The organism is Alcaligenes sp. SDU_A2, assembly GCF_038237375.1.
In the GTDB taxonomy this organism is placed as follows: domain Bacteria; phylum Pseudomonadota; class Gammaproteobacteria; order Burkholderiales; family Burkholderiaceae_B; genus Alcaligenes.
On record NZ_CP151273.1, the window covers coordinates 2,893,452 to 2,919,719 of the forward strand.

Annotated in this window: 19 protein-coding genes, 3 tRNA genes and 2 pseudogenes; 12 read left to right on the forward strand and 12 right to left on the reverse strand. The window is 58.4% G+C overall.

Annotated features, from left to right (window positions below):
* Nucleotides 1–419: 419 nt before the first annotated feature.
* The 6 genes from AADW57_RS13445 to AADW57_RS13470 all read right to left on the reverse strand — a co-directional run bounded on the left by AADW57_RS13445 (nucleotide 420) and on the right by AADW57_RS13470 (nucleotide 8,952).
* Nucleotides 420–3,014, reverse strand: coding sequence for an AAA family ATPase (locus AADW57_RS13445; RefSeq protein WP_279975950.1), 2,595 nt, complete (start codon nucleotides 3,012–3,014; stop codon nucleotides 420–422).
* A 23-nt stretch (nucleotides 3,015–3,037) separates the two neighbouring features.
* Entirely contained in the window at nucleotides 3,038–5,356 is a 2,319-nt protein-coding gene (gene hsdR / locus AADW57_RS13450; protein ID WP_279975952.1) for an EcoAI/FtnUII family type I restriction enzme subunit R, read from the reverse strand.
* The gene (locus AADW57_RS13455) at nucleotides 5,353–6,612 is read right to left on the reverse strand and encodes a restriction endonuclease subunit S (protein WP_341667404.1); all 1,260 of its coding nucleotides are present in this window, start codon (nucleotides 6,610–6,612) and stop codon (nucleotides 5,353–5,355) included. Before AADW57_RS13455 ends, hsdR begins: the two co-directional genes overlap by 4 nt.
* On the reverse strand, nucleotides 6,612–8,069 hold the full coding sequence (locus AADW57_RS13460; protein WP_279975955.1) for a class I SAM-dependent DNA methyltransferase: 1,458 nt from the start codon (nucleotides 8,067–8,069) through the stop codon (nucleotides 6,612–6,614). Before AADW57_RS13460 ends, AADW57_RS13455 begins: the two co-directional genes overlap by 1 nt.
* 67 nt (nucleotides 8,070–8,136) lie before the next feature.
* The gene (locus AADW57_RS13465) at nucleotides 8,137–8,655 is read right to left on the reverse strand and encodes a GNAT family N-acetyltransferase (RefSeq protein WP_279975957.1); all 519 of its coding nucleotides are present in this window, start codon (nucleotides 8,653–8,655) and stop codon (nucleotides 8,137–8,139) included.
* Nucleotides 8,656–8,952 (reverse strand): type II toxin-antitoxin system TacA family antitoxin, encoded by a 297-nt coding sequence (locus AADW57_RS13470; protein ID WP_341667405.1) that lies wholly within the window; start codon nucleotides 8,950–8,952, stop codon nucleotides 8,656–8,658.
* 290 nt (nucleotides 8,953–9,242) lie between these two features.
* Between AADW57_RS13470 and AADW57_RS13475 the strand changes: the two genes are divergently transcribed.
* The 5 genes and pseudogenes from AADW57_RS13475 to AADW57_RS16785 all read left to right on the forward strand — a co-directional run.
* Nucleotides 9,243–9,428, forward strand: coding sequence for a hypothetical protein (locus tag AADW57_RS13475; RefSeq protein ID WP_341667406.1), 186 nt, complete (start codon nucleotides 9,243–9,245; stop codon nucleotides 9,426–9,428).
* A gap of 739 nt (nucleotides 9,429–10,167) precedes the next feature.
* The gene (locus AADW57_RS13480) at nucleotides 10,168–10,449 is read left to right on the forward strand and encodes a hypothetical protein (RefSeq protein WP_341667407.1); all 282 of its coding nucleotides are present in this window, start codon (nucleotides 10,168–10,170) and stop codon (nucleotides 10,447–10,449) included.
* 4 nt (nucleotides 10,450–10,453) lie between these two features.
* A complete protein-coding gene (locus tag AADW57_RS13485; RefSeq protein WP_341667408.1) occupies nucleotides 10,454–12,109 on the forward strand; it encodes a type IV secretory system conjugative DNA transfer family protein in 1,656 nt (551 codons plus the stop codon).
* 112 nt (nucleotides 12,110–12,221) lie between these two features.
* Nucleotides 12,222–12,524 (forward strand): hypothetical protein, encoded by a 303-nt coding sequence (locus AADW57_RS13490; protein WP_341667409.1) that lies wholly within the window; start codon nucleotides 12,222–12,224, stop codon nucleotides 12,522–12,524.
* Between the two features lie 3 nt (nucleotides 12,525–12,527).
* A pseudogene (locus AADW57_RS16785) lies at nucleotides 12,528–13,280 on the forward strand (recombinase family protein); the annotation flags it as partial.
* 44 nt (nucleotides 13,281–13,324) lie between these two features.
* On the opposite strand, the gene AADW57_RS13500 reads toward AADW57_RS16785, so the two are convergent.
* Nucleotides 13,325–13,456, reverse strand: a complete 132-nt coding sequence (locus tag AADW57_RS13500) for a hypothetical protein (RefSeq protein ID WP_341667411.1) — start codon at nucleotides 13,454–13,456, stop codon at nucleotides 13,325–13,327.
* Here AADW57_RS13500 and AADW57_RS16790 point away from each other — a divergent pair.
* A pseudogene (locus AADW57_RS16790) lies at nucleotides 13,428–13,496 on the forward strand (hypothetical protein); the annotation flags it as partial. The gene AADW57_RS13500 and the pseudogene AADW57_RS16790 sit on opposite strands and share 29 nt — an antisense overlap.
* Nucleotides 13,497–14,037: 541 nt before the next feature.
* Here AADW57_RS16790 and AADW57_RS13505 read toward each other — a convergent pair.
* A tRNA-Arg gene (locus AADW57_RS13505) sits at nucleotides 14,038–14,114 on the reverse strand.
* Between the two features lie 253 nt (nucleotides 14,115–14,367).
* On the opposite strand from AADW57_RS13505, the gene AADW57_RS13510 reads away from it, so the two are divergent.
* Complete coding sequence (locus AADW57_RS13510; protein WP_341667412.1) at nucleotides 14,368–15,669, forward strand: phospholipase A; 1,302 nt, start codon at nucleotides 14,368–14,370, stop codon at nucleotides 15,667–15,669.
* Between the two features lie 18 nt (nucleotides 15,670–15,687).
* Here the strand turns inward: AADW57_RS13510 and AADW57_RS13515 are convergent, their stop codons facing one another.
* Nucleotides 15,688–16,641, reverse strand: a complete 954-nt coding sequence (locus AADW57_RS13515) for a LysR family transcriptional regulator (protein WP_341667413.1) — start codon at nucleotides 16,639–16,641, stop codon at nucleotides 15,688–15,690.
* Nucleotides 16,642–16,765: 124 nt separating this feature from the next.
* Between AADW57_RS13515 and AADW57_RS13520 the strand changes: the two genes are divergently transcribed.
* From AADW57_RS13520 to AADW57_RS13535, 4 genes are all read left to right on the forward strand, one after another.
* Nucleotides 16,766–20,323 (forward strand): indolepyruvate ferredoxin oxidoreductase family protein, encoded by a 3,558-nt coding sequence (locus AADW57_RS13520; protein WP_341667414.1) that lies wholly within the window; start codon nucleotides 16,766–16,768, stop codon nucleotides 20,321–20,323.
* A gap of 174 nt (nucleotides 20,324–20,497) precedes the next feature.
* Nucleotides 20,498–22,417 carry an LTA synthase family protein gene (locus AADW57_RS13525; protein WP_341667415.1) on the forward strand — a complete coding sequence of 640 codons (1,920 nt, stop codon included), beginning with the start codon at nucleotides 20,498–20,500 and terminating at the stop codon, nucleotides 22,415–22,417.
* A 38-nt stretch (nucleotides 22,418–22,455) separates the two neighbouring features.
* A tRNA-Pro gene (locus AADW57_RS13530) sits at nucleotides 22,456–22,532 on the forward strand.
* A gap of 292 nt (nucleotides 22,533–22,824) precedes the next feature.
* Nucleotides 22,825–22,901: transfer RNA gene (locus AADW57_RS13535), tRNA-Pro, on the forward strand.
* Between the two features lie 84 nt (nucleotides 22,902–22,985).
* Here AADW57_RS13535 and AADW57_RS13540 read toward each other — a convergent pair.
* On the reverse strand, nucleotides 22,986–23,711 hold the full coding sequence (locus tag AADW57_RS13540; RefSeq protein WP_341667416.1) for a transporter substrate-binding domain-containing protein: 726 nt from the start codon (nucleotides 23,709–23,711) through the stop codon (nucleotides 22,986–22,988).
* An 83-nt stretch (nucleotides 23,712–23,794) separates the two neighbouring features.
* On the opposite strand from AADW57_RS13540, the gene AADW57_RS13545 reads away from it, so the two are divergent.
* On the forward strand, nucleotides 23,795–24,196 hold the full coding sequence (locus tag AADW57_RS13545; protein WP_341667417.1) for a DoxX family protein: 402 nt from the start codon (nucleotides 23,795–23,797) through the stop codon (nucleotides 24,194–24,196).
* Between the two features lie 48 nt (nucleotides 24,197–24,244).
* Here AADW57_RS13545 and AADW57_RS13550 read toward each other — a convergent pair whose 3' ends face one another.
* Together AADW57_RS13550 and AADW57_RS13555 are read right to left on the reverse strand one after the other, a co-directional pair.
* Complete coding sequence (locus AADW57_RS13550; protein ID WP_341667418.1) at nucleotides 24,245–25,606, reverse strand: sensor histidine kinase; 1,362 nt, start codon at nucleotides 25,604–25,606, stop codon at nucleotides 24,245–24,247.
* Nucleotides 25,603–26,268 (reverse strand): response regulator transcription factor, encoded by a 666-nt coding sequence (locus AADW57_RS13555; RefSeq protein WP_341667419.1) that lies wholly within the window; start codon nucleotides 26,266–26,268, stop codon nucleotides 25,603–25,605. The genes AADW57_RS13550 and AADW57_RS13555 overlap by 4 nt, the downstream gene beginning before the upstream one ends.

Here is a 26,268-nt window from a genome sequence, read left to right on the forward strand (position 1 = left end):
CGCTTGCAAACCTGCCCGTTGGCGAAACCGGGGGGTGCAAAGGACAAGGGCGGATGGAGCGGAGGGGGATCACCCGGCCTGCACAAGCCGAAGGCGCGGAAGGTCGGGGATACCGCTCCATCCGGCCAAGGGCTTGCCCTTGGCTTTACCCTTGTCCTGCGCTGGTGGGGCTGGCCCCCAAGCCACAAACAGGGGTGTGCGGCAAAGCCGCTTACCCCTGTCACCAAAGAAAAGCGCCTGCGGGGCCAAAGCCCGGCAGGCGCTCGACTTGAGCGACAGGCTATGCCTGCCGCTGCTGACTAAAGGATTGATGCGAGAGGGATCGTTACCGGATGGCCGGGACAGACACTGGCCCGGTGCGCCGACAAGCGCATAGAGCCTGGCCGCGCCAGCGGCTCGCCCTGCCTGACCGCATCAGGTCAATTTCTGCGCTTATTGATAACCTTCACCCAGTTTTCAAGAGCTTCAATGTCGCCCTTCAGTTCGTCTGGATCAGGGATGGGGGCGCGGGCAGCGGCAGCTTGATCGTGTCCGGGTAACCAGCGCGAGCATTTGGTCATACCAATTTCAAGCTGACGGCAATCTTCATCGGTCACATCAGCGATCTTGGCGATCTGCTGCGTTTGGACGCTTGGCCGATAGCGCTCGACGATCTTGCAAAGCAGCACTTCTTCAAGCGCCCGCTCCCACGCCTCTCGCAGGAGACCATATATATATTGCGCATCACGCTCGTAGGCAGCTTGCTCACCATCACGATGTCGCTTCTCCGCGCCTTGCAGTTCTTTTTTCAAGTAGCCAATCTTGCCTTTAATGGGCATAGCAACCCAAGGCAACTCATCCGTAGTCACCCCGGCTCCCGCATGTAATTGACGGACATGCTGATCAAGCTGATCAACCTGCTGTTCTTCGGCGATCTGCTTCAAGAAAAGAAGAAAAACAACATCGTGAGTGAAGACAATGACCTGCCGCTGTTTGGCGGCCTCTACCAAGCGGCGTGCAACGCCTTCGCGCCAACGATAGTCAAGCGAAGACACAGGGTCGTCAAATACGATGCCGGAAGCATCGTTAGCAGTGCTCAACTCAGCAAAGAATGCGGCGATGGAGAGGCAACGTTGCTCTCCTTCACTAACAACCTTGGGCAAATCGACTCCCGGAGCGCGCGTCAAAGCTAATTTGTGGTAAAGCACCCCTTCCGCACCGCCAACCTCTTTCAACTCGACTTCGACGTGTTGAAAGGCCAGATTGCGCAACTCAGTCTGGAAACTCTCTTTGAGTTTCTGCGTCACAACTGCACGAGTAACCTCTCCGCTCTTCTTCGTTATGGCTGCGGTCTTCGTTTCACCCAAGGCCTGCTCATACGCTGCGGCTCGTTTCCGGCGATCGATTTCGTCAAGAACGAGTTGCTCATTTTTGGAAAGCAGAATGCGCGCGCGAAGTTCCTGGGCTTCCGCCGTCAGTTGCTTTCGCCTCTCCACGGCGGCATCCGCGCTCAATGTCGCTACGCGCTCTTGAAGCTGAGTAGCCAATGCAGACACCTCAGCATGAACACTTGGAAACTCAGGAAGGCCCGGCGGTAGATCGGCATTAGCCGCAAATGTGTCAGCAACCTGTTTGCGACGCTCTTCAATGGCACCAAGGGTTGTCTCAACTTGATCAGCGATGGCTTCGCTCTCGAGTCGCAGCTCTTTGACAGCTTCGACTACTGAATCAGGCCGCACAACCAGTTGAGAGAACGCCTTAGCCGACTCGTTGAAAAGCGCTTTGGCTTCCCGCAGTTCTTGCTCCGTGGCCGATGCAATGAACGCCTCGAATTGCTCAAGTCGTTGGCTCGCTTCGTGATCCAGCCCCTGTTGGCACAAGACACACTGCGCATCCTCTCCAACATGAGGAAAGCTGTGATGCGGATAAGCTTTCTCTTGGGAAAACGCTCTTGCGGCCTCCCAAAGTGTTTTCCACTCAGTTGATCCCGTCCCATCAAGAAGACCTTCTGGGAACGTGGCAGCGCGGAGGCGTTTGGCTTCCGCATGTTTCCGGCGAAGGGCATCTCTTGCATCGAAGGCAGCGGTCACTGCCGCAGGCGAAAGCGACATCTCAACGCTGCGCATATGTTGAGCAAGTGTCTGGATGCGTGCGGCGCGCAGCTTTAATTGTTGAGCCAGCTTGGCTGGATCGTTGGCCTGTAAATCGAGAAGTGACTTCTCAACCAACTCGTGCCGGGCTTTTTCATCGTCAGTGAGTGTGGCAAGCGCCTTGACGGCTTCCGTCTTCGTCATCACAGACAGGGCAGTGAGCATCTTCGCTACGGCTGTTCCCGGCGGCACCTCCTGCATAAGAAGCGCCGTCTTAACCCCGCCAAGCGCGCGCTGCTCGGCTTCTAGGTGAGCACGAACCGCCTTAGAAGCCTGAACGAGCTTGTCAAAGAGATCAAGGCCTAAGGGCCGAAACGCAACGTCTGTCTTCTCGGTCAAATAGACCGAAGCACTTTGAGTATCAAAGACACTTACTCTGGCAATGGATTCATCGTCGCCTTGCCCACCCCACTCTCGCAGTTCAGCCTCACCTTGAACTTGATACTTAATGGAGACTGCGGGGCGCAGAGGTGCAACACCCGATACCACGTTGCCAAGAATCTGCTCTCGACCACGGGCGCGACATGCGCTCTTCAGGATGCGGGTGTAGCCGCTCTTACCCGCCCCATTGTCACCATAGACAACGGTAAGACGCGGGCCGAACTTCAATGTCTGTGCTTCTGCCAGTGCGTTCACACCCTTGTCGTGATAAATCGAATCGAGGGAAACAATTCCAAGGGCTGTGTCTTCATTGGGCAGGTGATGGGCTATCAACGGATCACCCGGATTCGGCTCCACCAGTCCGTAACTACTTTTGCAAATCTCAGCCAATAATGGGATGTCGCCGTCTGCAATTTCGCCCGTCTCGACAAGACGGCGCAAGGCGTCGCGTTGCCACGCCGGACGATCAGCAGACCACCCCAAGACCTCCTTCAAGACGCTCATACAGCGACCCCTCCCTGTTCAGCCTAGTTCGAATAAAGATACTTCTGGAAATCCACAAAAACGCGGCGAATTTGATCGGGCTTACCAAGTTCGGCAAATGCGTCGGGCAGTGCGCGGTACTTGAGGCGCAGGAGCGGCGATAGCTTTTCCTGGTCTAGTTCGTCCACGCCTTGTTTCACGTACTGCGCGAGAACGAAATCAACGAACGCTTGCTGCTTGTCTGTCAAACCTTGTGCGGCGGCAACTTTCGCCGCGTCGGCACGTTGTTCGCGGGTTTTTGGTTCCATGGCAAAGGCTACAAATGCAAGAACGTCGAAGAGGTCGCTGTTCTCGGCTTCGATGATTTTCTGCATCTCGGTAAGAGGTTCTTTGCTGAACCCCTTTTCCGCCAGCCCCACCAGCAGTGCCTTGCGTGTTTCTGGTACCGACCAGATTCTGCGAAGCTCATCTTCATCCTTGAAGAATTCAGGCAAAGCCCCGTAAAGCACTTCCAGGAATTGCGCTGCTGACATCGGTCGTCCATCCGCGCTCCAGAACGTCGTGGCCATCATGCTCTGAATGCTGCGTGCCTTCCCGTCTGCCAGCTTTACCTTGATCTTCTGGCGCGGCGGCTCCGGTGGCTCCGGCAACGGCCCAGGAGGTGGCTCAGGCGAAGGCCCACCACCACCGCCACCGCCCCTTGGCGGCTCAGGCTCGATAGGTTCGCCATCCCACTCTGGATCATTGAAGTGGTGATGCGCTTTCACAAAATCGTAGATCGTGAAGTAATCTTTGCCGTCATAAAGCCGTGTGCCGCGCCCGATGATCTGCTTGAACTCGATCATCGATTTGACGGGGCGCAACAAGACAACGTTGCGCACGTTACGCGCATCGACACCCGTCGAGAGCTTCATCGATGTGGTGAGCACTGTGGGAATGGTTTTCTCGTTGTCCTGGAACTCGCGCAGATACTGGTCGCCGAGCGCACCGTCATTGGCCGTAACCCGAACACAGTACAGCGGGTCTGCGCTGGTTTTCATCTGATTGATCAGATCACGCACCGCGAGTGCATGGGTCTGGTTTGCGCAGAAAACGATGGTCTTTTCACGCTGATCAATCATGCCCATCAGGAGCTTGACGCGGTACGCTTCACGCTCCTTGATTTCGATGATCGTATTGAAATCTTTTTCTTCGTAGCGCTTTCCGGTTTCGATCTGCCCTTCGAGCACATCGTCGTCAGCGGTGTAGACATACTCGTCAAGGGTTGTCGCAATCTGCTTGACCTTGAACGGTGTCAAGAAGCCATCATTGATGCCTTCTTTGAGCGAATAGATATACACCGGCTCACCGAAATACGCATAGGTATCCGCGTTATTGGTGCGCTTCGGCGTTGCAGTGAGGCCCAGCTGAACCGCTGGCGCAAAATAATTAAGAATTTCACGCCAACTGCTTTCATCATTCGCGCCGCCGCGATGGCATTCATCAATCACGATGAAATCGAAGAAGTCAGGCGGATATTCCCCAAAATACGGTGCGCCGCCGGGGCCACTCATAAAAGTTTGGAAGATCGTGAAGAAAACGCTGCCATTCTTCGGCACACGCCCCTTCTTCTTTATGTCAGCGGGATCAATGCGCACAAGCGCATCATCCGGGAATGCCGAGAATGCGTTGTAAGCCTGATCTGCCAGGATGTTTCGATCCGCCAGAAACAAAATACGCGGGCGGCGTGTCGGCTCACTGCCGCTCTTCCAGTCGGTGACATTCCAGCGGCTTTGAAACAGTTTCCAAGCAAGCTGGAATGCGACGAACGTTTTGCCCGTGCCGGTGGCGAGAGTCAGAAGAACGCGATCACGCCCCGACGCGATGGCTTCCAGAACACGCTCAATGGCGATGTCCTGATAGTACCGGCCCTGCCATGTCCCGCCCTTGTCCTCAAACGGAATAGCAGCGAAGCGGTCGCGCCAGACATTGGCAGCCGGGAATGTCAGATTCCAAAGCTCATCAGGATTCGGATATGCAGCAACGTCACCTTCAACGCCCGTTTGCATGTCGATGCCGTAGATCGTCTGCCCATTTGTCGCATAGGTATGGCGCACGGCGAGTTTGGCAGCGTAGCTCTTAGCCTGACCAACACCCTCGGTATAGGGCTTGCCCCACGCCTTGGCCTCAATGACGGCCAGCTTGGTGTTGCGGTAGACAAGAACGTAGTCGGCAATCTCGGCCTTCGCCCGCTTGCCGCCCCCTTGCAAGCGCCCTTGTGTAATGCCATGCTCTCGCAGAACCCGGCTGCCTTCAACGACACCCCAGCCAGCGGCTTTCAGGGCGGGGTCAACATGCTCTGCGCGGGTCTCTGCTTCGTTCATGCCACGGCTTCCACTTGTTTGTCTGTTGTCTTAGCTGTCAGCTTTCCAGTGAAAGCTTGGTGTAAAAGTGACTTTTTGAGTTCGTCTAGAGCAGCGACCTTGCAGGTGGCGATGTCGGCCAGTTCGTGAGTTACTGTCGCCAATGCCTCGATCTTGGCGACGATCTTATGTTGCGCGTCAAGCGGCGGCAGCGGAACTGCGATCTCGGCAAGCATTCCTTGATTGAGGCTCTTTATGTTCAGCCCGTTACCACCATCAATCAACTTGCGGCGCACTGCGCGCGATCTCAGAAACTGGCAAACATAAGTCGGTGCTGCCTTGGTGCGGTCGAGGCTGATTCGAATCGTGAATCCTGAGTGCGTGGTAGGTTCCGTCAAGCTGCCAACAACCATGCAGCGACCAATCAACTCTGGATTGCCATTGGAACGAACCGTGAGTATGTCTCCTTCGGAAACCGCGTCGATGGGACTCAGGTCACCATCCAGCGTAACTGTGTCCAAATCACCAAGCGGCGCCCAAAAATGCTTCTGGAAGTCCTTGACCCCGATGATTTGGACAGCTTGGCCGTTGCTCTGTTTGGTGAAGTTGACACCGTTGCGGAACGTAGCCAGCTCGCCCAGCCGAAAGCGTTTTGGACTGCCAGCATGATCCGCGAAGACCATATCGTGTTGTTGATTGAATACTTCGACAGCGTTGAGAAGGTTCTTCTCAGTGTTGGCCTTGGCAGTGGCAATGGCGTCGAAGGCTTCATCAAGGATGGCGACGATGCGGCGCTGTTCGAGAAGCGGTGGATAAGAAACGTTGATCGCTTTGTAGGCATCACCGTTCAAGTTCCGAATGCCGGTGGAATGACTCTGCATCCCTTCAGTCACGCCTGAGAGGTAAAGCCAGTGCAAGTAGCGGTGAAGATAGCTGTGATCTAGCGTCAACGGATCGTTGATTCTGATCGCTGCAGTAAAGTTGCTGAAAGAGTAATCACCCTCAGTCTTATCAAACAAGATGACCCGCCCAACAGGTTGTTTTGGGCCTCCACCAGATTTTTCCAGTATGAGGTCACCAAACTGAAGACGACGCTTTGCATATTTTTTCGCCTCCACATCGAGATATGCAATATCGGAGTCATCAAGGGAGCCGTCCTTGGCGAAATTCGTATTTCGGATCACTCCAACCCGAACGAGTGGCGGCACATCACCCTTCCATAAGCCATTGATGAACTGACAAGCATCCCCAAGACATGTCGTTTGCCACTGTGCCATCACGCTACCAACTCCCTGATCGTTGCCAGCACCTCAGCACTCTCAAGGTCGAGCGCAGCGATTTCATCGAGGATGTCCTGTGGATTGCGCAGCACGACCTCATCGCCGCCGTTTGGATTTTTTACCGAAAGATCGTAGTTGCTTGTGTCAATGGCGGTTGCGTCCACTAACCAGCTCTTGGGCGAGTCAGCGAAGCTGGCTTGCAGCGTGACGAACTCGGCCAGGTCATCGTCGTTGAGCGGATTGGTCTTACCAAGATTACGCCCCGGATCAAGCTGGTAATACCAGACCTTGCGGGTGGGTGCGCCCTTCTCAAAAAACAAGACCACGGTTTTGACACCCGCCCCCTGGAACGTGCCGCCGGGGCAATCCAGCACAGTGTGCAGGTTGCAGCTTTCCAGCAGCAGCTTGCGGATACTGGACGAGGCGCTGTCGGCGTTCGAGAGGAAAGTGTTCTTGATGACGATGGCAGCGCGGCCACCGGCCTTGAGACTCTTGATGAAGTGCTGCAAGAACAGGAATGCTGTCTCCCCGGTTTTAATCGGGAAGTTTTGCTGCACCTCTTTGCGCTCCTTGCCACCGAAGGGCGGATTGGCAAGGATGACGTCGTAGCGGTCTTTGTCCTGAATGTCTGCAATGTTCTCGGCCAGCGTGTTCGTGTGAACCACGTTTGGCGCTTCGATACCATGCAGGATCATGTTCATGATCGCAATCACGTAGGCAAGGCTCTTCTTCTCCTTGCCGTAGAAAGTGCGCTCTTGCAGCGTCTTGAGGTCTGCGGTGGTCAGACCTGGCTGGTTTGATAGATAGTCAAAGGCTTCGCAAAGGAACCCTGCTGAACCGCAAGCGCCGTCATAGATGCGCTCTCCGACACGGGGCTTCGTCACTTGGATCATGGCGCGGATCAGCGGACGGGGCGTGTAGTACTCACCGCCGTTGCGCCCCGCGTTGCCCATGTTCTTGATCTTGGCTTCGTAAAGATGCGACAGCTCGTGCTTTTCCGTCTGGGACTGGAATTGCAGTTCGTCCACCTGCTCGATCACGTCGCGCAGGGTGTAGCCACTCTGCACCTTGTTTTTGATCTCGCCGAATATCTCGCCGATCTTGTATTCGATGGTGTTGGGGCCGCTGGCGCGTGCTTTGAAGCCCGCAAGGTACGGAAAGAGCGTGCCATTCACGAAGTCGCGCAAGTCATCGCCGGTCAAGGCAATGTTGTGATCGAGCTTGCCGTTCGCACCCTTTGGGGCGGCCCAGCTCGACCAGCGGTAGGGTTCATCGAGGATAAAACGGTAAGTCTTCGCTTCCAATTCGGCCTCTGCGGCCTTGTCAGATTCCAGATTGTCCAGATATTTGAGGAAAAGCAGCCATGAGCTTTGCTCGGTGTAATCCAGTTCGCTCGTGCAGCCCGCATCTTTATGCAGGATGTCATCGATATTCTTAAAGGTTTGCTCAAACACGATATTCCTCTCCCCCTCATTGTTTCCCATGTTTCTGAGAGGTAATCAATTATTTACTGATAAGTTGCTATGCGAAAAGCTTTGCAATCTGCCCCATGGGCAGAAACAGCCGCAGCGGGGTTTGCTGGAACGGCTGAAAATCAAAATGCCGGTAAAAGCTTTCGGCCTGCTCGTTTTTGGCATCTACGATCACAGCCATGGCCGCGATCTGCTGCGCGGCCTCCAGGCTGCGGCGCAGGGCATCGACCAGCAGGAATTCCCCGACCCCTTGCCCCCCGGCTGAACGATCCACCGCCAGCCGCCCGAGCAGCGTAACGGGCAACTGACCGTAGCGCGGCAGCCGCTTCATCAGCTCTGGCGGCAGTTCTTCAACGGGAATGATCGAGGATGAAAGGGTGTAGAAGCCGAGCACCTTGGCATCGCCCGGCTGCGTGAGCACGAACGGCGCGGCCACGCGCTTTTCAGCGTCCTGCCGCGCCTGTTCACGCAGATAACGGTTCAGGTCTTCTTGGCCGCAATCGAATGACTTGCGTTCATGGGTTTTGGTCAGCGGGCTGATGTGCTCCGGCGTAAGGAGGAGCGCCAATCAAAACCCCGCCTTCTGACGGTAGCTTTGGACGGCCTTTTGCAGGCGCGGCCCCGGTTCAGAAGGCGTGAGCAGTGCGCTCACGAACGCCACCTGTTCCTCACGGCTCAGGCGGATAACTTCGTGCTCCTGCACGATCTTCGCGGCGGCTTCTTGCGTGCTGTCGATGACCAGCTCACTCAGGGTGCGCCCGGTCAGGTTGGCCGCACGCTGGAAAAAGTCTTTCTGGTCGCTGGACACGCGCGCTTCCAGCCGCGCATTGCGCGACTTTTCTTGAATTTCAGGTGTATGCAGCATGGTTGACCTCATGGGAAATGGGTTCACGTTCCACATTTCACTGTACGCCATTTGTCCGTACACGTCAAGATAAACTGCGTTCCCGCCCCTCCTGCCTCCCCGCCGCCGCCTGCACGGCCTTTTCTCGCCGTTTCTGGCACAAGGCTATGGCACTGGAAAACCGGAAGTCCTTTCCGGTTCCTCCACTTTGTTGCGGCCCTTGCGGGTGCCCGCTGCCATTTTCCCCTTGCGCTTCTTCCGGCCTTCACAAAGGCCGCGACAAGCGCGGCCTCCGAGCCAAGGAGGCAACGATGAACACATATATCCCGACCATCCACGAACTGGATCACTACAGCGAAAGCGAACTGCGCATGATGTTTCGCCAAGCCGCAGACATCGCGGCAAGCACGCAGTGCTCCGACGCAGAACGCGCCACCGCCCGGCAGACGCGGGAGAACATTCGCCGCGTTCTTGCCTCTCGCTACCCACAGCCATGAGCCGGACGGCTTCGCACCTGCGCGCCAGGGCATCAGCCCTCGCGCGCAACGTGCATCAAAACCGCGCTGGAAGCGGCTGGGTTCCAAGGGGGCAGGCACGCCCCTTGGTCGATGGGGATGCAAGGGGAGAGCGAAGTTTCCGCCTTGCCCGATGGGGTTCCGGGGAGCGCGGCAGTCTCCCCGGTCGCAATCCAAGCGCGATGAGCTTGGTCAGGGTGTCGGGGCATGAAAGCCCTGACTGGTGATGCAACGGCCAGACGTTGCCCTGGTGCGGAAAGGCTCGATGCCGCAGCCGCGCCAGCCGCAGGGGGTATCCAACAGGGGGCGGCACGCTCCCTTTGGCAAGTGGGTTCTGGACGTAGTACAGAACACATCTTGCAGTCAGCGCCCAAACAACCCGCAAGCGCATGTTTGTAGTACGCCAGCAGCTACCGCTTGCCGCCCCAAACGCACCTCAAAGCACCGCGCCCAACTAGTACGCAAGCAAGCCGCACCTCATCCCGCATAGGCACGCCGAGGCATTGTCGAAGGCTACTAGCAATCAGGCTGTCGCGTTGATGTGCCCCGCAAAGTGCGTCCCTTAGCTTCGATTGCAAGATCACACAGGGAAACTACCTATCCCCGATCTATTGAGTAGCGCCAGTTCGCACCAAATAGATAACAAGGCGCACGGTACTTCCAACACATGTCCTGTTGTCCGCGTGCCGCCCTTGATCAACCCTCGAAAAGGAGCGCTGCCATGAGCCAAGACACATCCGGCCTCTACAAAGCCATTTCCTCGCTGGGCGGCGTCCTGGCTTTTGCCATTGCCATCCTTGCCACGCCCTTGGTGTTCGATCTGGCCAAGGGGCCGCTATACCGCTATTTCCTCTCGCACTGGGGTGCAGATTTAGCGTGGCTTCTGGTCTGGGTGATGGGCGGGGTTGAAGCCTTCGCCATCTTCGCGGCCTCAGCCCTTTTGCTCAAAGCGGGCATGGTCTGGCTGCTCACGTCGATGGCGATGCGCCGTTTCAAGGAGTGATGTCATGTCCTCCTTCCACGAAGAATTTCGTTTTGGCAGTGCGCAATGGGCCACCGCAAATCAAATCGACCGCGCCGGGTTGCATGGCAGTTCCGGCCCCTTCATCGGTTTCGCAGGAAAGCGCCCGCTGCGCCTGCCCGGTGATGCACCCATCATCACTTTTGGCGGCGCGGGTTCGGGCAAGCTGCGCGATGTGCTGGCCTACAACCTGTGCGGCTTGCGAGATCACAAGGGCATATGGCAGGCACCGCGCCGGATGCTCATCAACGATCCACGCGGTGAACTGGCGGCGATTTCCATCGGCAACCAGATACGCATGGGCAAGGCCGCGTACTGCATCAACCCGTATGGATTGCACGGCCTGCCGCGCCACCGAGTCAATCCGTGGAACATCCTGCGGCCCGGTTCGGCAACGTTCCATGCCGATACCAAGCTGCTGGTAGCTGATCTGATTCCGCTGCCCGCGCAGGGGGATGATTATTTCGGGCGACGTGCCCGCGAACTCTCCGAAGCCCTAATCAAGGCGCATGTGGCGGGTATGCCCCCTAGCCAGACCCGCGATGCTATCAGCCTTGCCAGCTTTTATGAGCTGGTAAACATGATGGCGGTTCCTTCCGGTTGGGATGTCTTGGTGCGGCGTATGGCCGCCATGCCCGATGGCGACATTCGCCGCGTGGCCGAGGAGATGGACAGCAAGCGCAAAGAAGCGCCCAAAGAATACAGCGGCATTGCAGGCAGTCTGTATGAAGCGGTACAAGCCCTGAGCGATCCAGCAGTGCGCGAGACCTTGAGCGGATCGGATGTATCGCTCGAAGCTTTGTGCCAGCAGGACTGCAATATCTATCTGGTCATCCCGGCTGAATACCTCGGTATGTTGGCCCCGGTGCAGCGGGCGATATTCGGGTCGGCCATCCTTTACAAGAACCGCCACCCCGGTGCACCCGGTGTGCTGCTGGTGGTTGATGAGGCCGCGCAGCTTGGTAACTTCGAGGCACTGCTGCGGGCCTACAGCTATGGCCGGGGAATGGGTTTGCGTGCCTGGTCATTCTGGCAAGACCCCGGCCAGATCACGAGCAACTACGGACACGCGGCTTTGTCGGGGTTTATCGGCTCCAGTCAGTGCCGTCAGTTCTTCGGTGTGCGTGACTTCGACACGGCACGGCTGATCTCGCAGATGCTGGGCCAGCAAACGCTTTCCTACGATGCCGAATTGCAGCAGCACGCCGCGCGGGCGCAGGCAGCGCAACTTGTTCATCAGGTCATGGCGGGGGATGACCCCTTCACGGCGGGCCTGGGCATCGCGCAAGCCCAACATGCAGCGCGACACCGCCAGAAGCAGGCCCGCGCGCTGCTCACGCCGGATGAGGCGTTGAACATGCCGGAAAACGAACAAATTCTGTTCCTCTCGGGCCTTGGCCTGCCGCCGATTCGGGCGCACAAACGCCCTTACTTCAAGCAGCCTGAAATGGCGGGCGGCTATCTGCCCAATCCGTTTCATCCGCCGCTGGATCGTGTTCCCATCGCCGGGCGATGGCGCAATTCATGGGCACCCGTGGTACGCGAGAACGTACCCGCCGATCTGGCGCAGTGGCCCCAGCATCAAACGGGCATGTGGGCCTACCCCGAAGGCTACCGCCCTGCATTAAAGAGGCCGCCATGAATCCCGCAGATTTCCGCGCTTTTTACAGGCCGTGTTTACCGATTCTTAATCGACTCGGTAGCACTATTAAAACTAGAGCAACCCTTGGTTGCTCATTGCGAAGGGAAGCTCTATGACTACCGACAAGACCTCCACCCCGGCATCGATTCCGCCCGTAGCGAGCGTGCTGCCCTTTGACGCAGGCAAGTACCTTGAACATGTCGAGGATTTCGAGATGACCGAGGCGCAGAAAGTAGAGTTTCTGCGCGTGCTCTGGGACATCATGGCGACGTTCGTGCGCCTTGGCTTCGATGTGGATTCCGTGCTGCCGCGCTTCAAAGAGGCTTCCGAGAATGCATCGGATGCGGTAGAACAAATCACCCCCACCCATGAATTCAATGTCGCTGTCGATGACGGCACGAACGAAGAGGAGTGAAGCATGGACACGGATCAGAAATTGGCAGTCATTTACTGCCGGGTGTCCACCATCGCGCAAACCAAGCGCGGTGATGGCCTCTCCTCTCAGAAAGCGCGCTGCACGGAGTATGCAAACGCGCGGGGCTACACGGTCATCGAAACCTTCATGGACGATGCTTCGGGCAGCCTGATTGATCGCCCCGGCATGAAAGCCATGCTGGGCTTTCTCAGGAAGCACCGTCACGCTGCGCCTGCGGTGCTGATTGACGATATTTCGCGCCTAGCACGGGGCGTGAAAGCGCATATCGAACTGCGCGCTGCCATCAGCCTTGCAGGCGGTGTGCTGGAATCGCCCAGCGTCGAGTTTGGCGAAGATGCCGACAGCGAGTTGCAGGAATACATCCTTGCGACCGTGGCCCAGCACCAGCGCCGCAAGAACGCCGAGCAAACCAAAAACCGGATGCGCGCACGTGTGCTCAATGGCTATTGGCCGTTCCCCTGCCCAGTGGGTTTTCGCTATCAGCGTGTACCCGGCCATGGCAATGTGCTGGTGCGCAATGAGCCTCTGGCCTCTATCGTGCAAGAAGCCTTGGAAGGCTACGCCTCAGGACGCTTTCAGATTCAGGCGGAAATTGTCCGCTTTCTGGAGTCACACCCGGAGTTCCCGCATGACCGCAAAGGTCGAGTACGTTTCACGCAGGTGAATGACATTCTGACCCGTGCCGTCTATGCCGGGTACGTCTCAGCCCCGAACTGGGATGTGCCTTTGCGCAAGGGGCACCATGAGGCGCTCATCAGCTATGAAACGCACCTGAAGATTCAGGAGCGTTTGACGGGCGGCGCGCGTGCACCCAACCGCAAAGACTTGAATGCTGATTTCCCGCTGCGCGGCGCGGTCGTGTGCGGCCATTGCAGCACGCCCTTGACCGCTTGCTGGTCAAAGGGGCGCATGAGCTATCACCCCTACTATTTGTGCCGCCAGCGCGGCTGCGAAGACTACGGCAAGTCGATTCGCCGCGACGTGATCGAAGGGGAGTTCGAGACCCTGCTCAAGAACATGCAGCCGACGGCACCCTTGTTCAAGGCAGCACGCGCCATGTTCAAAGACCTCTGGGATCATCGTCTGGCAATGGGCGTGGAGCGCACCAAAGCTCTCAAGGTCGAGCTGGGCAAAGTCGAGCAGCAGGTGAATCAGTTCCTTGACCGCATCGTCGATGCGTCCGTGCCATCGGTGATTGCGACCTATGAGACGCGCATCAAGACGCTGGAAGATCGCAAGCTGGTTTTGCTGGAAAAGATCGGCACTACAGGTCGTCCGGTGCGAAGCTTTGAAGAAACAGTTAGAACCGCCTTCGACTTCCTCGCAAGTCCTTGTATCTTATGGAGTTCCGAGCGTCTGGAGGACAAGCGCGCCGTGCTGAAACTGGCGTTTGCCGAGAGGTTGGCGTACACGAAAAAACAGGGGTTTAGAACCCCCGATTTTTCCTTACCCTTCAAGACCTTAGCTCAAATTTCAGACCCTGATTTTAAGATGGCGCGGGTGGAGGGGTTCGAACCCCCGACCCCAGGCTTAGAAGGCCTGTGCTCTATCCAACTGAGCTACACCCGCCAGGATGAGGATGTGCGAGACGCAAGTATCAAGCCAGCGCGCGCATCGCACAAAGACTACCCTTTTACAGCGCAGGCATCCCGGCAGGATGCGCGGCCAAAGGGTAATCTGCCATTTTAGCGCGAAAACAACTTTTGCATAGCGAAGCGGGCCCTGCAAGCCGCCATACTGTAAAAAATTATGGTCGCAAATACGATTTTCACGCTCAAATGGTACAGTCGTGTACGGATAAATGAGAATCATCGGGATATTCATGCAGAAGAAGACCCCACACAAGAACCTGCTTTTGCTGGCGGCACCGCTTATGCTGTCCGGCGCAATCATCAATACCGCCCAGGCCGGCGTCAACTATCAACTGCGGCAAGTCCATGCCGGCCCCGGAGAGACCGTCAATATCGATGCCCTGGTCTTTAACGACACAGGCAGCCTTATGAGCTGGACCGCACCGCAAAACCTGGTTTTGCAATGGCGCGACCACCAAGGCAATGTGGTGCGCAGCCTGGCCGAGCTGGAGACACGCGACCCCCAGGCGTCGATTCCGGTCAATAACTTTACAGCCTACAGCTGGCGCGCGGTGGTGCCCAACGGCATAAAAGGTCTGCAAGCCGTCAACATCGAAGGCGAACGCGTCATGCTGGCGCTGGACGCGAACTCTCAGGGCAACAGCCCCATCACGTCCAGCCCGGCCATTGCCGCCGTGGTCAACGCGGGAGCCAGCGGCGATCCGTCCGCCCCCGATCCAGCCTTGCCGGCTGCCCAAGTCGCCGCCGCCGGTGCCGCCGCGCAAGGACCGGCCATCAACAGCGGCTACGGACTGCAGCCTGCCAGCTCCAGTTTCGACAGCTTTCGCAATGCCATCTCCGCCCATGACCCGACCTACTTCATCGCCGGCAACAAAGGTGGAAGCAATGCACGCTTTCAGCTCAGCTTCAAATACCGTCTGCATTCGCCAACAGACCCAAGCAACCCGGGCTTTTTCGATCACTTCTACATAGGCTATACGCAGACGGCGCTCTGGGACCTGCATTCGGACTCCAAACCCTTTGTCGACACCACCTACAACCCCAGCCTGTTCTGGCGCAAAGACGCCATCTGGGAGTCCGAGCACAAACGCATGTTCCTGGGACTGGCCACCGGGTACGAACACGCCTCCAACGGCAAGTCGGGCGACGACTCGCGGTCCATGAACGACGTATTCATCCAGCCGGAGTTCAACTATCGCTTTGACCACGGTGCCACGCTGACCTTTGCGCCGCGCGTCAAACACTATGTCTTTATGGGCGAGAACGCCGACTGGAAGCACTACCGTGGCCGGGTGGACTGGCGTCTGCGCTATGCCCAGGACAACGGCCTGGTACTGTCGGGTATGTACAACCAGGCGTCTCAAGGTCGGAACACAAAAGAAGTTTCCATTGCCTGGCCGCTCAAGCGCACGCCATTGAATATGAATGGCTATCTGTATGGTCAGTATTTCTCGGGCTACGCTCAAACCCTGCTGGGCTACCGCGAACGCAGCTCTTCGCAATTTCGCATCGGCTTGGCGCTGGTCCCCTAAGACTCGGCCTGGGGAATGCTAAAGCAGTCCCCCGCCGCGCCGGCCCGCCAGGCCGGCGCGCGCCATATCCTGCTCACAGGCCTGGATCAGAAAGCGCTGAAACAAGGCCACCAGCCCCACCGGTTCGCGCCCCAAAGGCCAAAGCAGCCCCACTTCCAAAGGCTCCACCGGATCGCTGATGCTGATGGCATGAATGCGCTTGCCCTCCAGCGACCAAGGCCTGTAGACCATATCCGACAGAATGCTGACCCCGAAGCCATAAGCAATCAGGCCGCGCACCGCCTCCAGCGAACGCGTGCGCATGGCCACGCGCGCCGGGAATCCGCCGGACCGGGCATGGCGGGCAGCGGCGACATCGGCATCGTCCACCGTCAACAAAATAAAAGGCTGCTCATTGATCTGTTCCAGCGTCACGCTGGGTTCGCGCGCCAAGGCATGCTGGTCCGACACCCACAGCCGACGCCGCGACGTGGCCAGGCGGTGATGCCCATAATGATCCAGACACTCGATATTGGACAATAAGGCCACACCCAGATCGATCTCACGGTTCTGCAGCGCCTGTTCCATCTCGGGGCGCTCCATGTCGACCAGTTCGATATCGATGTTGGGGTAGCTGTGCTTGAAACGGCTGATCAGATCGGGCAGGAAATAACCCAGCACGGTGTAACCGGCGGCCACATGGATGCGACCCTGGATATTTTGCCGCTTCAGGTCCGAGTGATTAAGCGCGTCGTTGACCGCGTCCAGCACATGGTGGGCGTGATGAAAAAACACCTGACCTTGCGGCGTCAAGGCAACACCATGCGGCAGGCGCTCGAACAAGGGCAGATTCAAGCGCCGCTCCAGACTCTGCACCGCATTGCTGATGGCGGACTGGGATACATTTTCTGCCTCGGCGGCCGCCGAGAACTGCCCGCTGACGGCAGCGGCGATGAAATAGCGGAACTGTCGCAAGGTCACTTCGTGTTTCATAGCCATCCGATTTTCAGATATCAGGTACACGTAAATTTGATTTTACGATATCAAAAAGCTTCACTAGACTAAAGCCATAACGACGATAACTTGCACGAACACAATTCCTGCAGGAGACAAAACCATGAATGCCCCACTCAACAAGCCCCACAAGGTCATGTTGGAATCCGTGTCGCTGGACGACAAATACACTGTCGAACAAGGACGCGCCTATATGAGCGGCACCCAGGCGCTGGTGCGCCTGCCCATGCTGCAAAAAGAACGCGACCGGCGCGCCGGTCTGAATACCGCCGGCTTTATATCCGGTTACCGCGGCTCGCCCCTGGGCGGCGTGGATCTGGCCTTGTGGCAAGCGGATAAACACCTGAAAGAACACGATATCGTGTTCAAACCCGGCCTGAACGAAGATCTGGCCGCCACCGCAGTCTGGGGCAGCCAGCAAACCAATCTGTACGACCAGGCCCGATTCGATGGTGTCTTTGGCATGTGGTATGGCAAAGGGCCGGGCGTGGATCGCTCCATCGATGTGCTCAAGCATGCCAATTCGGCCGGCAGTTCGCGCCACGGCGGCGTGCTGGTGCTGGCCGGCGACGATCACGGTGCCAAGTCCTCCACAGTGGCGCACCAATCGGAACACGTTTTTGCCGCCGCCGGCATTCCCGTCCTGTATCCGGCCAATGTGCAGGAATACCTGGATTTCGGACAACATGGCTGGGCCATAAGCCGTTTTTCGGGCCTGTGGGTGGCGCTCAAATGCGTGACCGAGGTCGTGGAATCCAACGCTTCTGTCGATCTGGACCCGGAACGGGTACAGATTGTGCTGCCCGACATCGAGGACATGCCCGCCGATGGCCTGAACATACGCTGGCCGGACCCACCGCTGGTTCAGGAAGCGCGCATGATGAACCATAAATGGTATGCCGCCCTGGCCTATGTGCGCGCCAACAAACTGAATCGCATCGAAATCGATTCGCCCCAGGCGCGCTTTGGCATCATGACGGCCGGCAAAGCCTATCTGGATACCCGCCAGGCCCTGGCAGACCTGGGCTTGTCCGATGCGCTGTGCGCCGAACTGGGCATACGCCTGTTCAAAGTGGGCTGTATCTGGCCGTTGGATGCTCAGGATGCGCGCCAGTTCGCCACTGGCCTGTCGGAAATTCTCGTCATCGAAGAAAAACGTCAGGTCATGGAATATGCCCTGAAAGAAGAGCTGTATAACTGGCGCGACGACGTGCGCCCCAAAATCTACGGCAAGTTCGACGAAACTGAACACGGCGGCGGCGAATGGTCCACGCCTCGTTCGCCGTGGCTGCTGCCTGCCCAAGGCGAGCTGTCGCCCGCCATGATCGCACGCGCCATTGCCCGACGTCTGACCACGATGGAGCTGCCCGACCCATTGCGCGCCCGCATCCAGGCCCGCCTGGCCATTCTGGACGCCAAAGACCGCGAGGCCCGCGTGCCGCGCGTGACCGCCGAGCGCAAGCCCTGGTTCTGTTCCGGCTGTCCGCACAATACGTCCACGCGTGTGCCGGAAGGCTCGCGCGCCATGGCTGGCATCGGCTGCCACTACATGACCATCTGGATGGACCGCAGCACCTCCACCTTCAGTCATATGGGCGGAGAAGGCGTGGCCTGGATAGGCCAACAGCCTTTTACCAACGAAAAACACGTATTTGCCAATCTGGGCGACGGCACCTACTTTCACTCGGGCATTCTGGCGATCCGCGCCTCCATTGCCGCCAACTCGAACATCACTTACAAAATTCTGTACAACGATGCGGTGGCCATGACAGGCGGCCAGCCGGTGGACGGCATCCTGAAAGTCACGGACGTGATCGCTCAGGTGCATGCCGAAGGTGCCAAGAAGATCGTGGTGGTCACCGACGAACCGGAAAAATTCAAAGGGGTCAGTCTGGCGGGCAATCCGCCTGTCTACCATCGCGACGAACTGGATCGGGTGCAGCGCGAACTGCGCGATGTTCCCGGCACAACCGTGCTGGTCTATGACCAGACCTGTGCCACCGAAAAACGCCGTCGCCGCAAGAAAGGGACGTACCCGGACCCAGCCCTGCGCGCCTTTATCAACGACACCGTCTGCGAAGGCTGCGGGGACTGTTCGGTCAAGTCCAACTGCCTGTCGGTCGAACCGCTAGAGACCCCGCTGGGCACCAAGCGCACTATCAATCAGTCGTCGTGCAATAAAGATTTTTCCTGTGTGAACGGGTTCTGCCCCAGCTTTGTCACCCTGAAAGGTGCACAGCTACGCAAGCCGCAAGCCAAAGGCCATTCGCTGGAATCGTTCAATCTGGCTGATTTGCCTCTGCCTACCCTGCCCGATCTGGATAAAACCTACGGCATCCTGATCGCCGGCATAGGCGGCACCGGCGTGGTCACGGTAGGCGGCCTGCTGGGCATGGCAGCCCACCTGGAAAACAAGGGCGTCACCGTGCTGGACATGGCCGGTCTGGCTCAGAAAGGCGGTGCCGTGCTCAGCCATGTGCAGATCGCCCGCCAACCCGATCTGTTGCACGCCACCCGCGTCCCGACAGGCGAGGCTTCCTTGCTGATCGGCAGCGATGCGCTGGTCAGCGCCTCCACCGATGTGCTTAGCCGGGTCAGTCGCGACCACACCCGTGCCATCGTCAACACCGCCGCCAGCCCAACATCCGATCTGATCGGCAATGCGCACTGGAAATTCCCGCTCAAAACGGCCTGTACCGACATCGAAAATGCGATTGGCAGCCACACCCGCTATCTGGATGCCAATGCCCTGGCCGTACACCTGATGGGCGATGCGCTCTATGCCAACCCGATCTTGCTGGGCTACGCATTTCAGCGCGGCTGGATTCCCCTGCACATGAACAGCCTGCTGCGTGCCATCGAACTCAATGGCGTTGCCGTGCACGCCAATCGTCAGGCCTTCCAATGGGGCCGGCTGGCAGCCGCGCACGGCGTGCAGGCGCTGATGGAGGATGCCGAGTCGACCGCGCCCGCTCTGACCTTTCCTGAAAGCGTGCAATCCCTGATCAAACGCATGGAAACACTGTTGAGCGAATATCAGAACCCTGGATGGGCACGGCGCTATCGGGAAGCGATCAGCCCCTTGCTGGAGCGTGAGACTGAACTGGGACAAGACAAGAACCTTCCGCTGACCCGGATCGCCGCTACTCAACTGGCCCGCCTGATGAGCTACAAGGACGAGTACGAAGTGGCCCGCCTCTATACCGATCCGGCCTTTCTGGACAAGCTGCGCGCCCAGTTTGCGGGGGAACCCGGGACGGACTACCAGATCCAGTATCATCTGGCTCCGCCCATCCTGGGCCGCAAAAACAGCCAGGGCCAACCCGTCAAAAGTCAGTTCGGACCGTCCACGATGACCCTGTTCCGTTTTCTGGCCCGCCTCAAGGGCTTGCGCGGCACACCACTGGATGTATTCGGCTACTCACAGGAACGACGCCACGAACGTCAGGGCATAGAGGACTATCTGGCCGACCTGGCCGAAGCCGGTTCACATCTGACGATCGACAATCTGGACATCGCCCAACGCTGGCTGGGCTATCCCGAGCTGATACGCGGCTATGGCCACGTCAAGGAAAACGGCCGCCTGAAAGCCTATGCGCTGCGCGAACAGCAACGCAGTCAATTCCGCGCACGCACCGAGCCCCATCAGCACGTGGCCTGAACCGGCATATAGGCCTGCCCATTCGCGCCTTGCTCCACCCTGCACCCTGGCTTTCACCGAAGCCGGGGTGCTTTTTTATGCAACGCAGCGCCCTACGCAAACTGGCATACAATCGAAACGAATCCAACCCTCGCCGCCGGCCGTGTCCCTACGCCCGGCGCGAAATTCGACCTTATGCGCCACCTTATCTATCTGTTTGTTCCCCTGGCTTTCATCCTGCTGACCGCCTTCAGGCTGGCCTTCGCATTCTGGAAATGGCCTCGGGTGCGCCAAGCCGGCGGCCTGGGCCCCATTCTTTTAGGTGGGCTGCGCATCGATGCCCTGATGATCGCAGCCCTTTGTGCACCGGTCGCCCTGCTGGCCCCCTGGGTCGGGCACTACGAAACCGCCACGCTGTTGACGGCGGTGTGGTTCACATTCGCCTGGTTCTTGCTGAGCCTGCTGGAAGTCTCCACCCCGCAGTTCATCATTGAATACGACACCCGCCCCAACCGCCTTTATGTGGACTACCTGAAGCATCCCCAGGAGGTCATGGGCATGCTCTGGAAAGGCTACAAGCTCATGATTGCCGTGGCGCTGCTTGGGCTGGCGCTGATCGTCTGGTCAGGATGGAGCCTGTTCGGCCACACCACCCCCGACCCCGCCATGAATCTGTGGCTGCGTCCGGTCTGGATGCTGGTCGCCGCCGCGCTGTGTACCCTGGCCATACGCGGCACCCTGGCGCACCGTCCCATCAATCCGTCCACCGTAGCCTGGTGCGGAGACAGCATGGTCAACACCCTGCCCCTGAACTCGCTGTACAACGTGGCCTACGCCATCTACAGCATGAAAAATGAGCGTTCGGCACAGGATCTTTACGGCCATATGGACCCGCAGCGCATGAACGAGATCGTGCGAACCGCTGCGCAATTGCCCCCCGGCCCGGAGAATCTGCCCACCCTGCACCGCCAGCAGGCCAGCCAGACCCGCACGCGCAAACCTAATCTGGTGCTGATCGTGGAAGAAAGCCTGGGGGCGCAATATGTCGGCAACCTGGGCGGTGCCGACCTGACGCCGGAACTGGATCAACTGGCGCAAACAGGCTGGAACTTTCGCCGCGCCTACGCTACCGGCACCCGTTCCGTGCGCGGCCTGGAAGCCGTCAGCGCGGGCTTTCCGCCCACGGTAGCCGATGCCGTGCTGCGCCTGCCAGGCTCGCAAAGCCGCTTTTTTACCCTGGCCCAATTGCTCAAGGAACAGGGCTACCGCTCACGCTTCATTTATGGCGGCGAAGCCCACTTCGACAATATGAAGAGCTTTTTCCTGGGTAACGGCTTTGACGAACTGCACGAGCAGTCCAGCTTTGAGGCACCGCAATTTGTCGGCACCTGGGGAGCCAGCGATGAAGACATGTTCAACAAGCTGCACACACTGCTGAGCCAGGATGGCGAACAGCCCACCCTGACTCTGGCTTTTTCGGTCAGCAACCATTCCCCCTGGGAATACCCGGCCGGCCGCATCCAGGTTCAGGGCGATCCAGCCACCGTGGAAAACACCGTACGCTATGCGGACTGGGCCATCGGCGACTTCTTTCGCAAAGCCCGCAATGCCGAATACTGGGACAATACCGTCTTTCTGGTCGTGGCCGATCACGATTCGCGCGTAGGTGGAGCCAGCCTGGTGCCGCTAAAGCATTTTCATATTCCCGCCCTGATACTGGGCGGGGGCGTACCCCAGCGCCAGGACGAACGCATCATCAGCCAGATCGACCTGGCCCCAACCCTGCTCTCGCTGATGGGCATAGACAGCGAACACCCCATGATAGGACGTGACCTGACGCGCCAGGACAGCGATCGGGCCATGATGCAGTATTACGAAAACTATGGTTATCTTAAAGGCGACATACTGACGGTACTGACCCCGCACCAGGAACCGGGGCAATACCGATTCACCGCCCCCGACCAATACACGCCCATCGCACAACCCGACCCGGAACTGGCCCAGGAAGCACTGGCCCATGTGCTCTGGCCAAGCTGGGTCTACCACGAACACGCCTATACGCTGCCGCATCTGCAGACACGCCAGGCTGGCAGCGAGTCCGCCCGCACATCTTGACTTGTTTCTAAATTCAATTTAAGATTACTGTCTTTAGTCGGGGCGTAGCGCAGCCTGGTAGCGCATCTGGTTTGGGACCAGAGGGTCGCGAGTTCGAATCCCGCCGCCCCGACCATGTATTTTAAAAAAGCACCGCTTGGCGGTGCTTTTTTTATGGTTACTCGAGACATTCCAAGAGCCAATTTACCCAGCCACTGACGAACTGGCTTTTTGAATACGACATTCAAGGCGCAGGCAGATCGGACGGGGCTGACGGCTTGCCGGCCCGCAATTACAAGACAGCCTCTTTGGCGCTTAGCCAACCGTCTTTTCCAGATATACGGAAAGCGCACCCCCACGACAAACCGTCTTTTTACTCTGCACAGCTTGCCAAGAACAAAAACCGGAGATATAATTTTTTTCTTAGTCGGGGCGTAGCGCAGCCTGGTAGCGCATCTGGTTTGGGACCAGAGGGTCGCGAGTTCGAATCCCGCCGCCCCGACCAAAAAATTCAAAAGCCTTGCAGATTTTTCGTCTGCAAGGCTTTTTGTTTGGCCGTCCATTGTATTTGGCCGTAAGCCAACCAACTCTATTGCGGCACACTAACATTGGACTGACCGCTATCGGCCAGAAACTGTGCCACCATGCCTTGGTTTTTTTGTCGTGCAATAAATTCCTGCATCCAGGCATGGGCCAATGTACGGCCCGCCGGCACCGCCATCGCTTGGCGGATCACCGTAAAGCTGTCCGGCAAAACCCGCAATCGATCGCGCGAACGCGCATAGCGCTCCAAAGGCTGACGCACCCCCGCCGCCGCATCCAGCTCCTGTTCCACAAACAGATCTATCGCCGCTGCCGATGTGGGAGCGCGCACCAGATCGGCCTGCTTGAGCGCACGACTCAAGAACAGGTCGTACGCCGCACCCTTGCCGACCGCAATGCAGACACCGCGCCGATCCAACTGCTCCACGCTCTGGTAGTCCGAATCGGAGCGCACCAGATACGTCCCCTCAATGTGCACATAGGCCTGCGTGAACAAAATCTTTTCAGCCCGCTTGGGATCGATGGCCAGAAAAGCCAGATCCCACTCGTCTTTGTAAACACCATCCACAACCATCTGGGCGGAATCGTAAGAATGAAACTGCACACTCAAGCCCAGCTCCTGGGCTACGCTGTGCGCCAGATCTGCGGACACCCCGCGTGGCGTCTGCTCCAGTTCGCCGCGCTGCGCCAGTACCGGATTGCCGTAATTGATCGCCACGCGCAATACACCTGCGGGGGCCAGCTCTGCGGCCACAGCCTGCTTTTCTGTCATGGATACGCTCCGTCATACTTGTTGATCCCAAGACCTCCTACAATACCCCACGTTGCGAACCTTTCAAATGATGGAGACTGGTCATGTCCCGGGATGATCTTGGAAAACTGATTCTGCGCGCGGGCGTTGGCCTGCTGCTTTTGCTGCACGGCATCGCCAAGATCCGCTATGGCATAGGCGGCATAGAAAAACTGGTGCTAGCCAACAACCTGCCGTCCGTCGTGGCCTGGGGCGTTTACCTGGGCGAAGTTCTAGCCCCCATCATGATGATTCTGGGCTACTACGCCCGTGCGGCAGGTCTGGTGGCCGCGCTGAATATGCTTATCGCTTTGCTGCTGGCGCACAGCTCGCAACTGACTTCCTTTACCGGCCAAGGAATCTGGAGCCTGGAACTGCAAGGCCTGTTCCTGATCGGCTGCCTGACCGTGGGCCTGATCGGTGCCGGCAAATACAGCGTGGGCGGCAACGGCGGCCCCTGGAACTGATTCGCCTCCTGGCGGGCCCCGTCAGGAAAGGCTGCCAGAACCGGGCAGTCAAGCCGCCAGGGTCAGATCCAAACGCAGGCCACCCTTATCCGAAGGCCCGGCCTGTACCTGACCATGATAGCTTTGGGCCAGTTCGCGCACAATGTCCAACCCCAAACCAAAACCGGGGTGACGTTCATCGGCACGCTGGCCCCGGCCAAACACCCGCTCCAGCTGATCGGCGCTCAGGCCCGGCCCATCGTCCTCGACCACGATGCGCAACATGCCGTCTTCCTGGCTGACACGGCACCATACATGGCCCGCCGCCCACTTGCAGGCATTATCAAGCAGGTTGCCGGCCATTTCCTGAAGATCTTGCTCCTCGCCCTTAAAAATCACTTCCTGATCGGGCAAATCCAGATCAATCCTCTTGTCCGTATGCAGGCGGCCCATCACCCGACATAAGGTCTGCAAGCTGACCCGCACATCAGTACGCAAACCGATGGCTCGTACGGCGCTTGCCCTGGCCTTGGACAAATGATGATCGACCTGCCGCTGCGCCAACGCCACCTGCTCGACCACCAGTTCGGCCAGATGCGGATCGGCCGCCGCCGCCGCATTGCCCATGATGCTCAAGGGCGTCTTGACCGCATGAGCCAGATTGCCGGCCTGCGCCCGGGCGCGCTCGACCATGCGGGCATTGGCATTCAGAACGGCATTGAAGTCATCGACCAAAGGCTGAATCTCCGAGGGAAATCGTCCATCGATCTCCGGCTGCCGCCCTTGCTGCACATCCAGCAGCCGCCGGCGCAGCAAACGCAAGGGATACAACGCCAAGACAAGCTGCAACACCGCCGCCAAAATCAGGCCCAGCGCCAGCCCGCCCAAGGACAGAAACAAAATCCGCTCGAAACGCGCCAAAGGCTCAGCCAATAATTGACGATTACCGGCAACCATGATTTGCAGACTCAGGCCCGAGTCATTCAGCTCGTCCAGCTCCTGACGCAGCACAATCAAAGGCTGCCGCCCTGGGCCAGTCAAGGCGAACGCACCATGCGCTTTGCCCACTGCATTTACGTCCAGCGCCTCATCCCACAGCGAGGTCGAGCGCAGCGCAACTACCCAGGCCTGGGTGTCGGCGCTACGCCGCGCAATTTGCCAATACAGTCCCGAGTACGGCTGCTCGAACAAAGGATCGCTCAGGCGGGACTGCAGCGACAGCGCATCTGCGCCTTCCAGATTGATATCGGCCATGATCTGATCCAGGTGCGTTTGCAGCCGCTGCTCGAACTGGCGATAGACATGGTCCTGGAACAGGCGGTTCAACCCCAGTCCGGCCAAAATGATACTGACCACGATCCAGGCCAAGGTGCCCAGCAACAAACGGCTGCGCAAGGAACCAAGGACAGTGTAGCTGCGGCCTGGACTCATGCTGCCGGGTCCACCAGACGATAACCCATGCCGCGCACGGTCTCGATATAGCCGGGCGGCAGTTTTTTGCGCAGTCGCACAATAAACACCTCGATGGTGTTCGAGTCGCGCTCGAAGTCCTGGGCATAAATATGCTCGGTCAGTTGAGTACGCGACAAGACCTGCCCCGGATGATGCATCATGAACGCAAGCAAGCGATATTCGTGGCTGGTCAATACCAGACCGATGCCATCGCAACTGACCGTCGAGGCACGCGGGTCCAGCTCCAGCCCCCCCAATTGCAGCCGGGGGTGTGCCTGCCCTGCCGCACGGCGCAGCAAAGCCCGCATACGAGCCAGCACCTCTTCCATGTGAAACGGTTTGGCGACATAATCGTCCGCCCCCGCATCCATGCCTTCCACCTTGTCGTGCCAGTCGTTGCGCGCGGTCAGGATCAGCACCGGCATCGCAACGCCGGCTGCGCGCCAGCGCCGCAAAATGGACACCCCATCCATACCGGGCAAGCCCAGATCCAACACGACAGCATCGAATGACTCGACTTCGCCCAAGTAGTGGCCTTCGCGCCCGTCGTGCGTCACCTGCACGACATATCCAGCCCGCTCCAGTGCCTGCTGCAGTTGTGCGGCCAGCGTCGTTTCATCTTCGATGACCAAAATCCGCAT

Coding starts and splice junctions, on each gene's coding strand:
- AADW57_RS13445 (WP_279975950.1), bottom strand. CDS start 3,014: ATGAGCGTCTTGAAGGAGGTCTTGGGGTGGTCTGCTGATCGTCCGGCG.
- hsdR (WP_279975952.1), bottom strand. CDS start 5,356: ATGAACGAAGCAGAGACCCGCGCAGAGCATGTTGACCCCGCCCTGAAA.
- AADW57_RS13455 (WP_341667404.1), bottom strand. CDS start 6,612: ATGGCACAGTGGCAAACGACATGTCTTGGGGATGCTTGTCAGTTCATC.
- AADW57_RS13470 (WP_341667405.1), bottom strand. CDS start 8,952: ATGCTGCATACACCTGAAATTCAAGAAAAGTCGCGCAATGCGCGGCTG.
- AADW57_RS13475 (WP_341667406.1), top strand. CDS start 9,243: ATGAACACATATATCCCGACCATCCACGAACTGGATCACTACAGCGAA.
- AADW57_RS13480 (WP_341667407.1), top strand. CDS start 10,168: ATGAGCCAAGACACATCCGGCCTCTACAAAGCCATTTCCTCGCTGGGC.
- AADW57_RS13485 (WP_341667408.1), top strand. CDS start 10,454: ATGTCCTCCTTCCACGAAGAATTTCGTTTTGGCAGTGCGCAATGGGCC.
- AADW57_RS13490 (WP_341667409.1), top strand. CDS start 12,222: ATGACTACCGACAAGACCTCCACCCCGGCATCGATTCCGCCCGTAGCG.
- AADW57_RS13500 (WP_341667411.1), bottom strand. CDS start 13,456: ATGCGCCCCTTTGACCAGCAAGCGGTCAAGGGCGTGCTGCAATGGCCG.
- AADW57_RS13510 (WP_341667412.1), top strand. CDS start 14,368: ATGCAGAAGAAGACCCCACACAAGAACCTGCTTTTGCTGGCGGCACCG.
- AADW57_RS13515 (WP_341667413.1), bottom strand. CDS start 16,641: ATGAAACACGAAGTGACCTTGCGACAGTTCCGCTATTTCATCGCCGCT.
- AADW57_RS13520 (WP_341667414.1), top strand. CDS start 16,766: ATGAATGCCCCACTCAACAAGCCCCACAAGGTCATGTTGGAATCCGTG.
- AADW57_RS13525 (WP_341667415.1), top strand. CDS start 20,498: ATGCGCCACCTTATCTATCTGTTTGTTCCCCTGGCTTTCATCCTGCTG.
- AADW57_RS13540 (WP_341667416.1), bottom strand. CDS start 23,711: ATGACAGAAAAGCAGGCTGTGGCCGCAGAGCTGGCCCCCGCAGGTGTA.
- AADW57_RS13545 (WP_341667417.1), top strand. CDS start 23,795: ATGTCCCGGGATGATCTTGGAAAACTGATTCTGCGCGCGGGCGTTGGC.
- AADW57_RS13550 (WP_341667418.1), bottom strand. CDS start 25,606: ATGAGTCCAGGCCGCAGCTACACTGTCCTTGGTTCCTTGCGCAGCCGT.
- AADW57_RS13555 (WP_341667419.1), bottom strand. CDS start 26,268: ATGCGGATTTTGGTCATCGAAGATGAAACGACGCTGGCCGCACAACTG.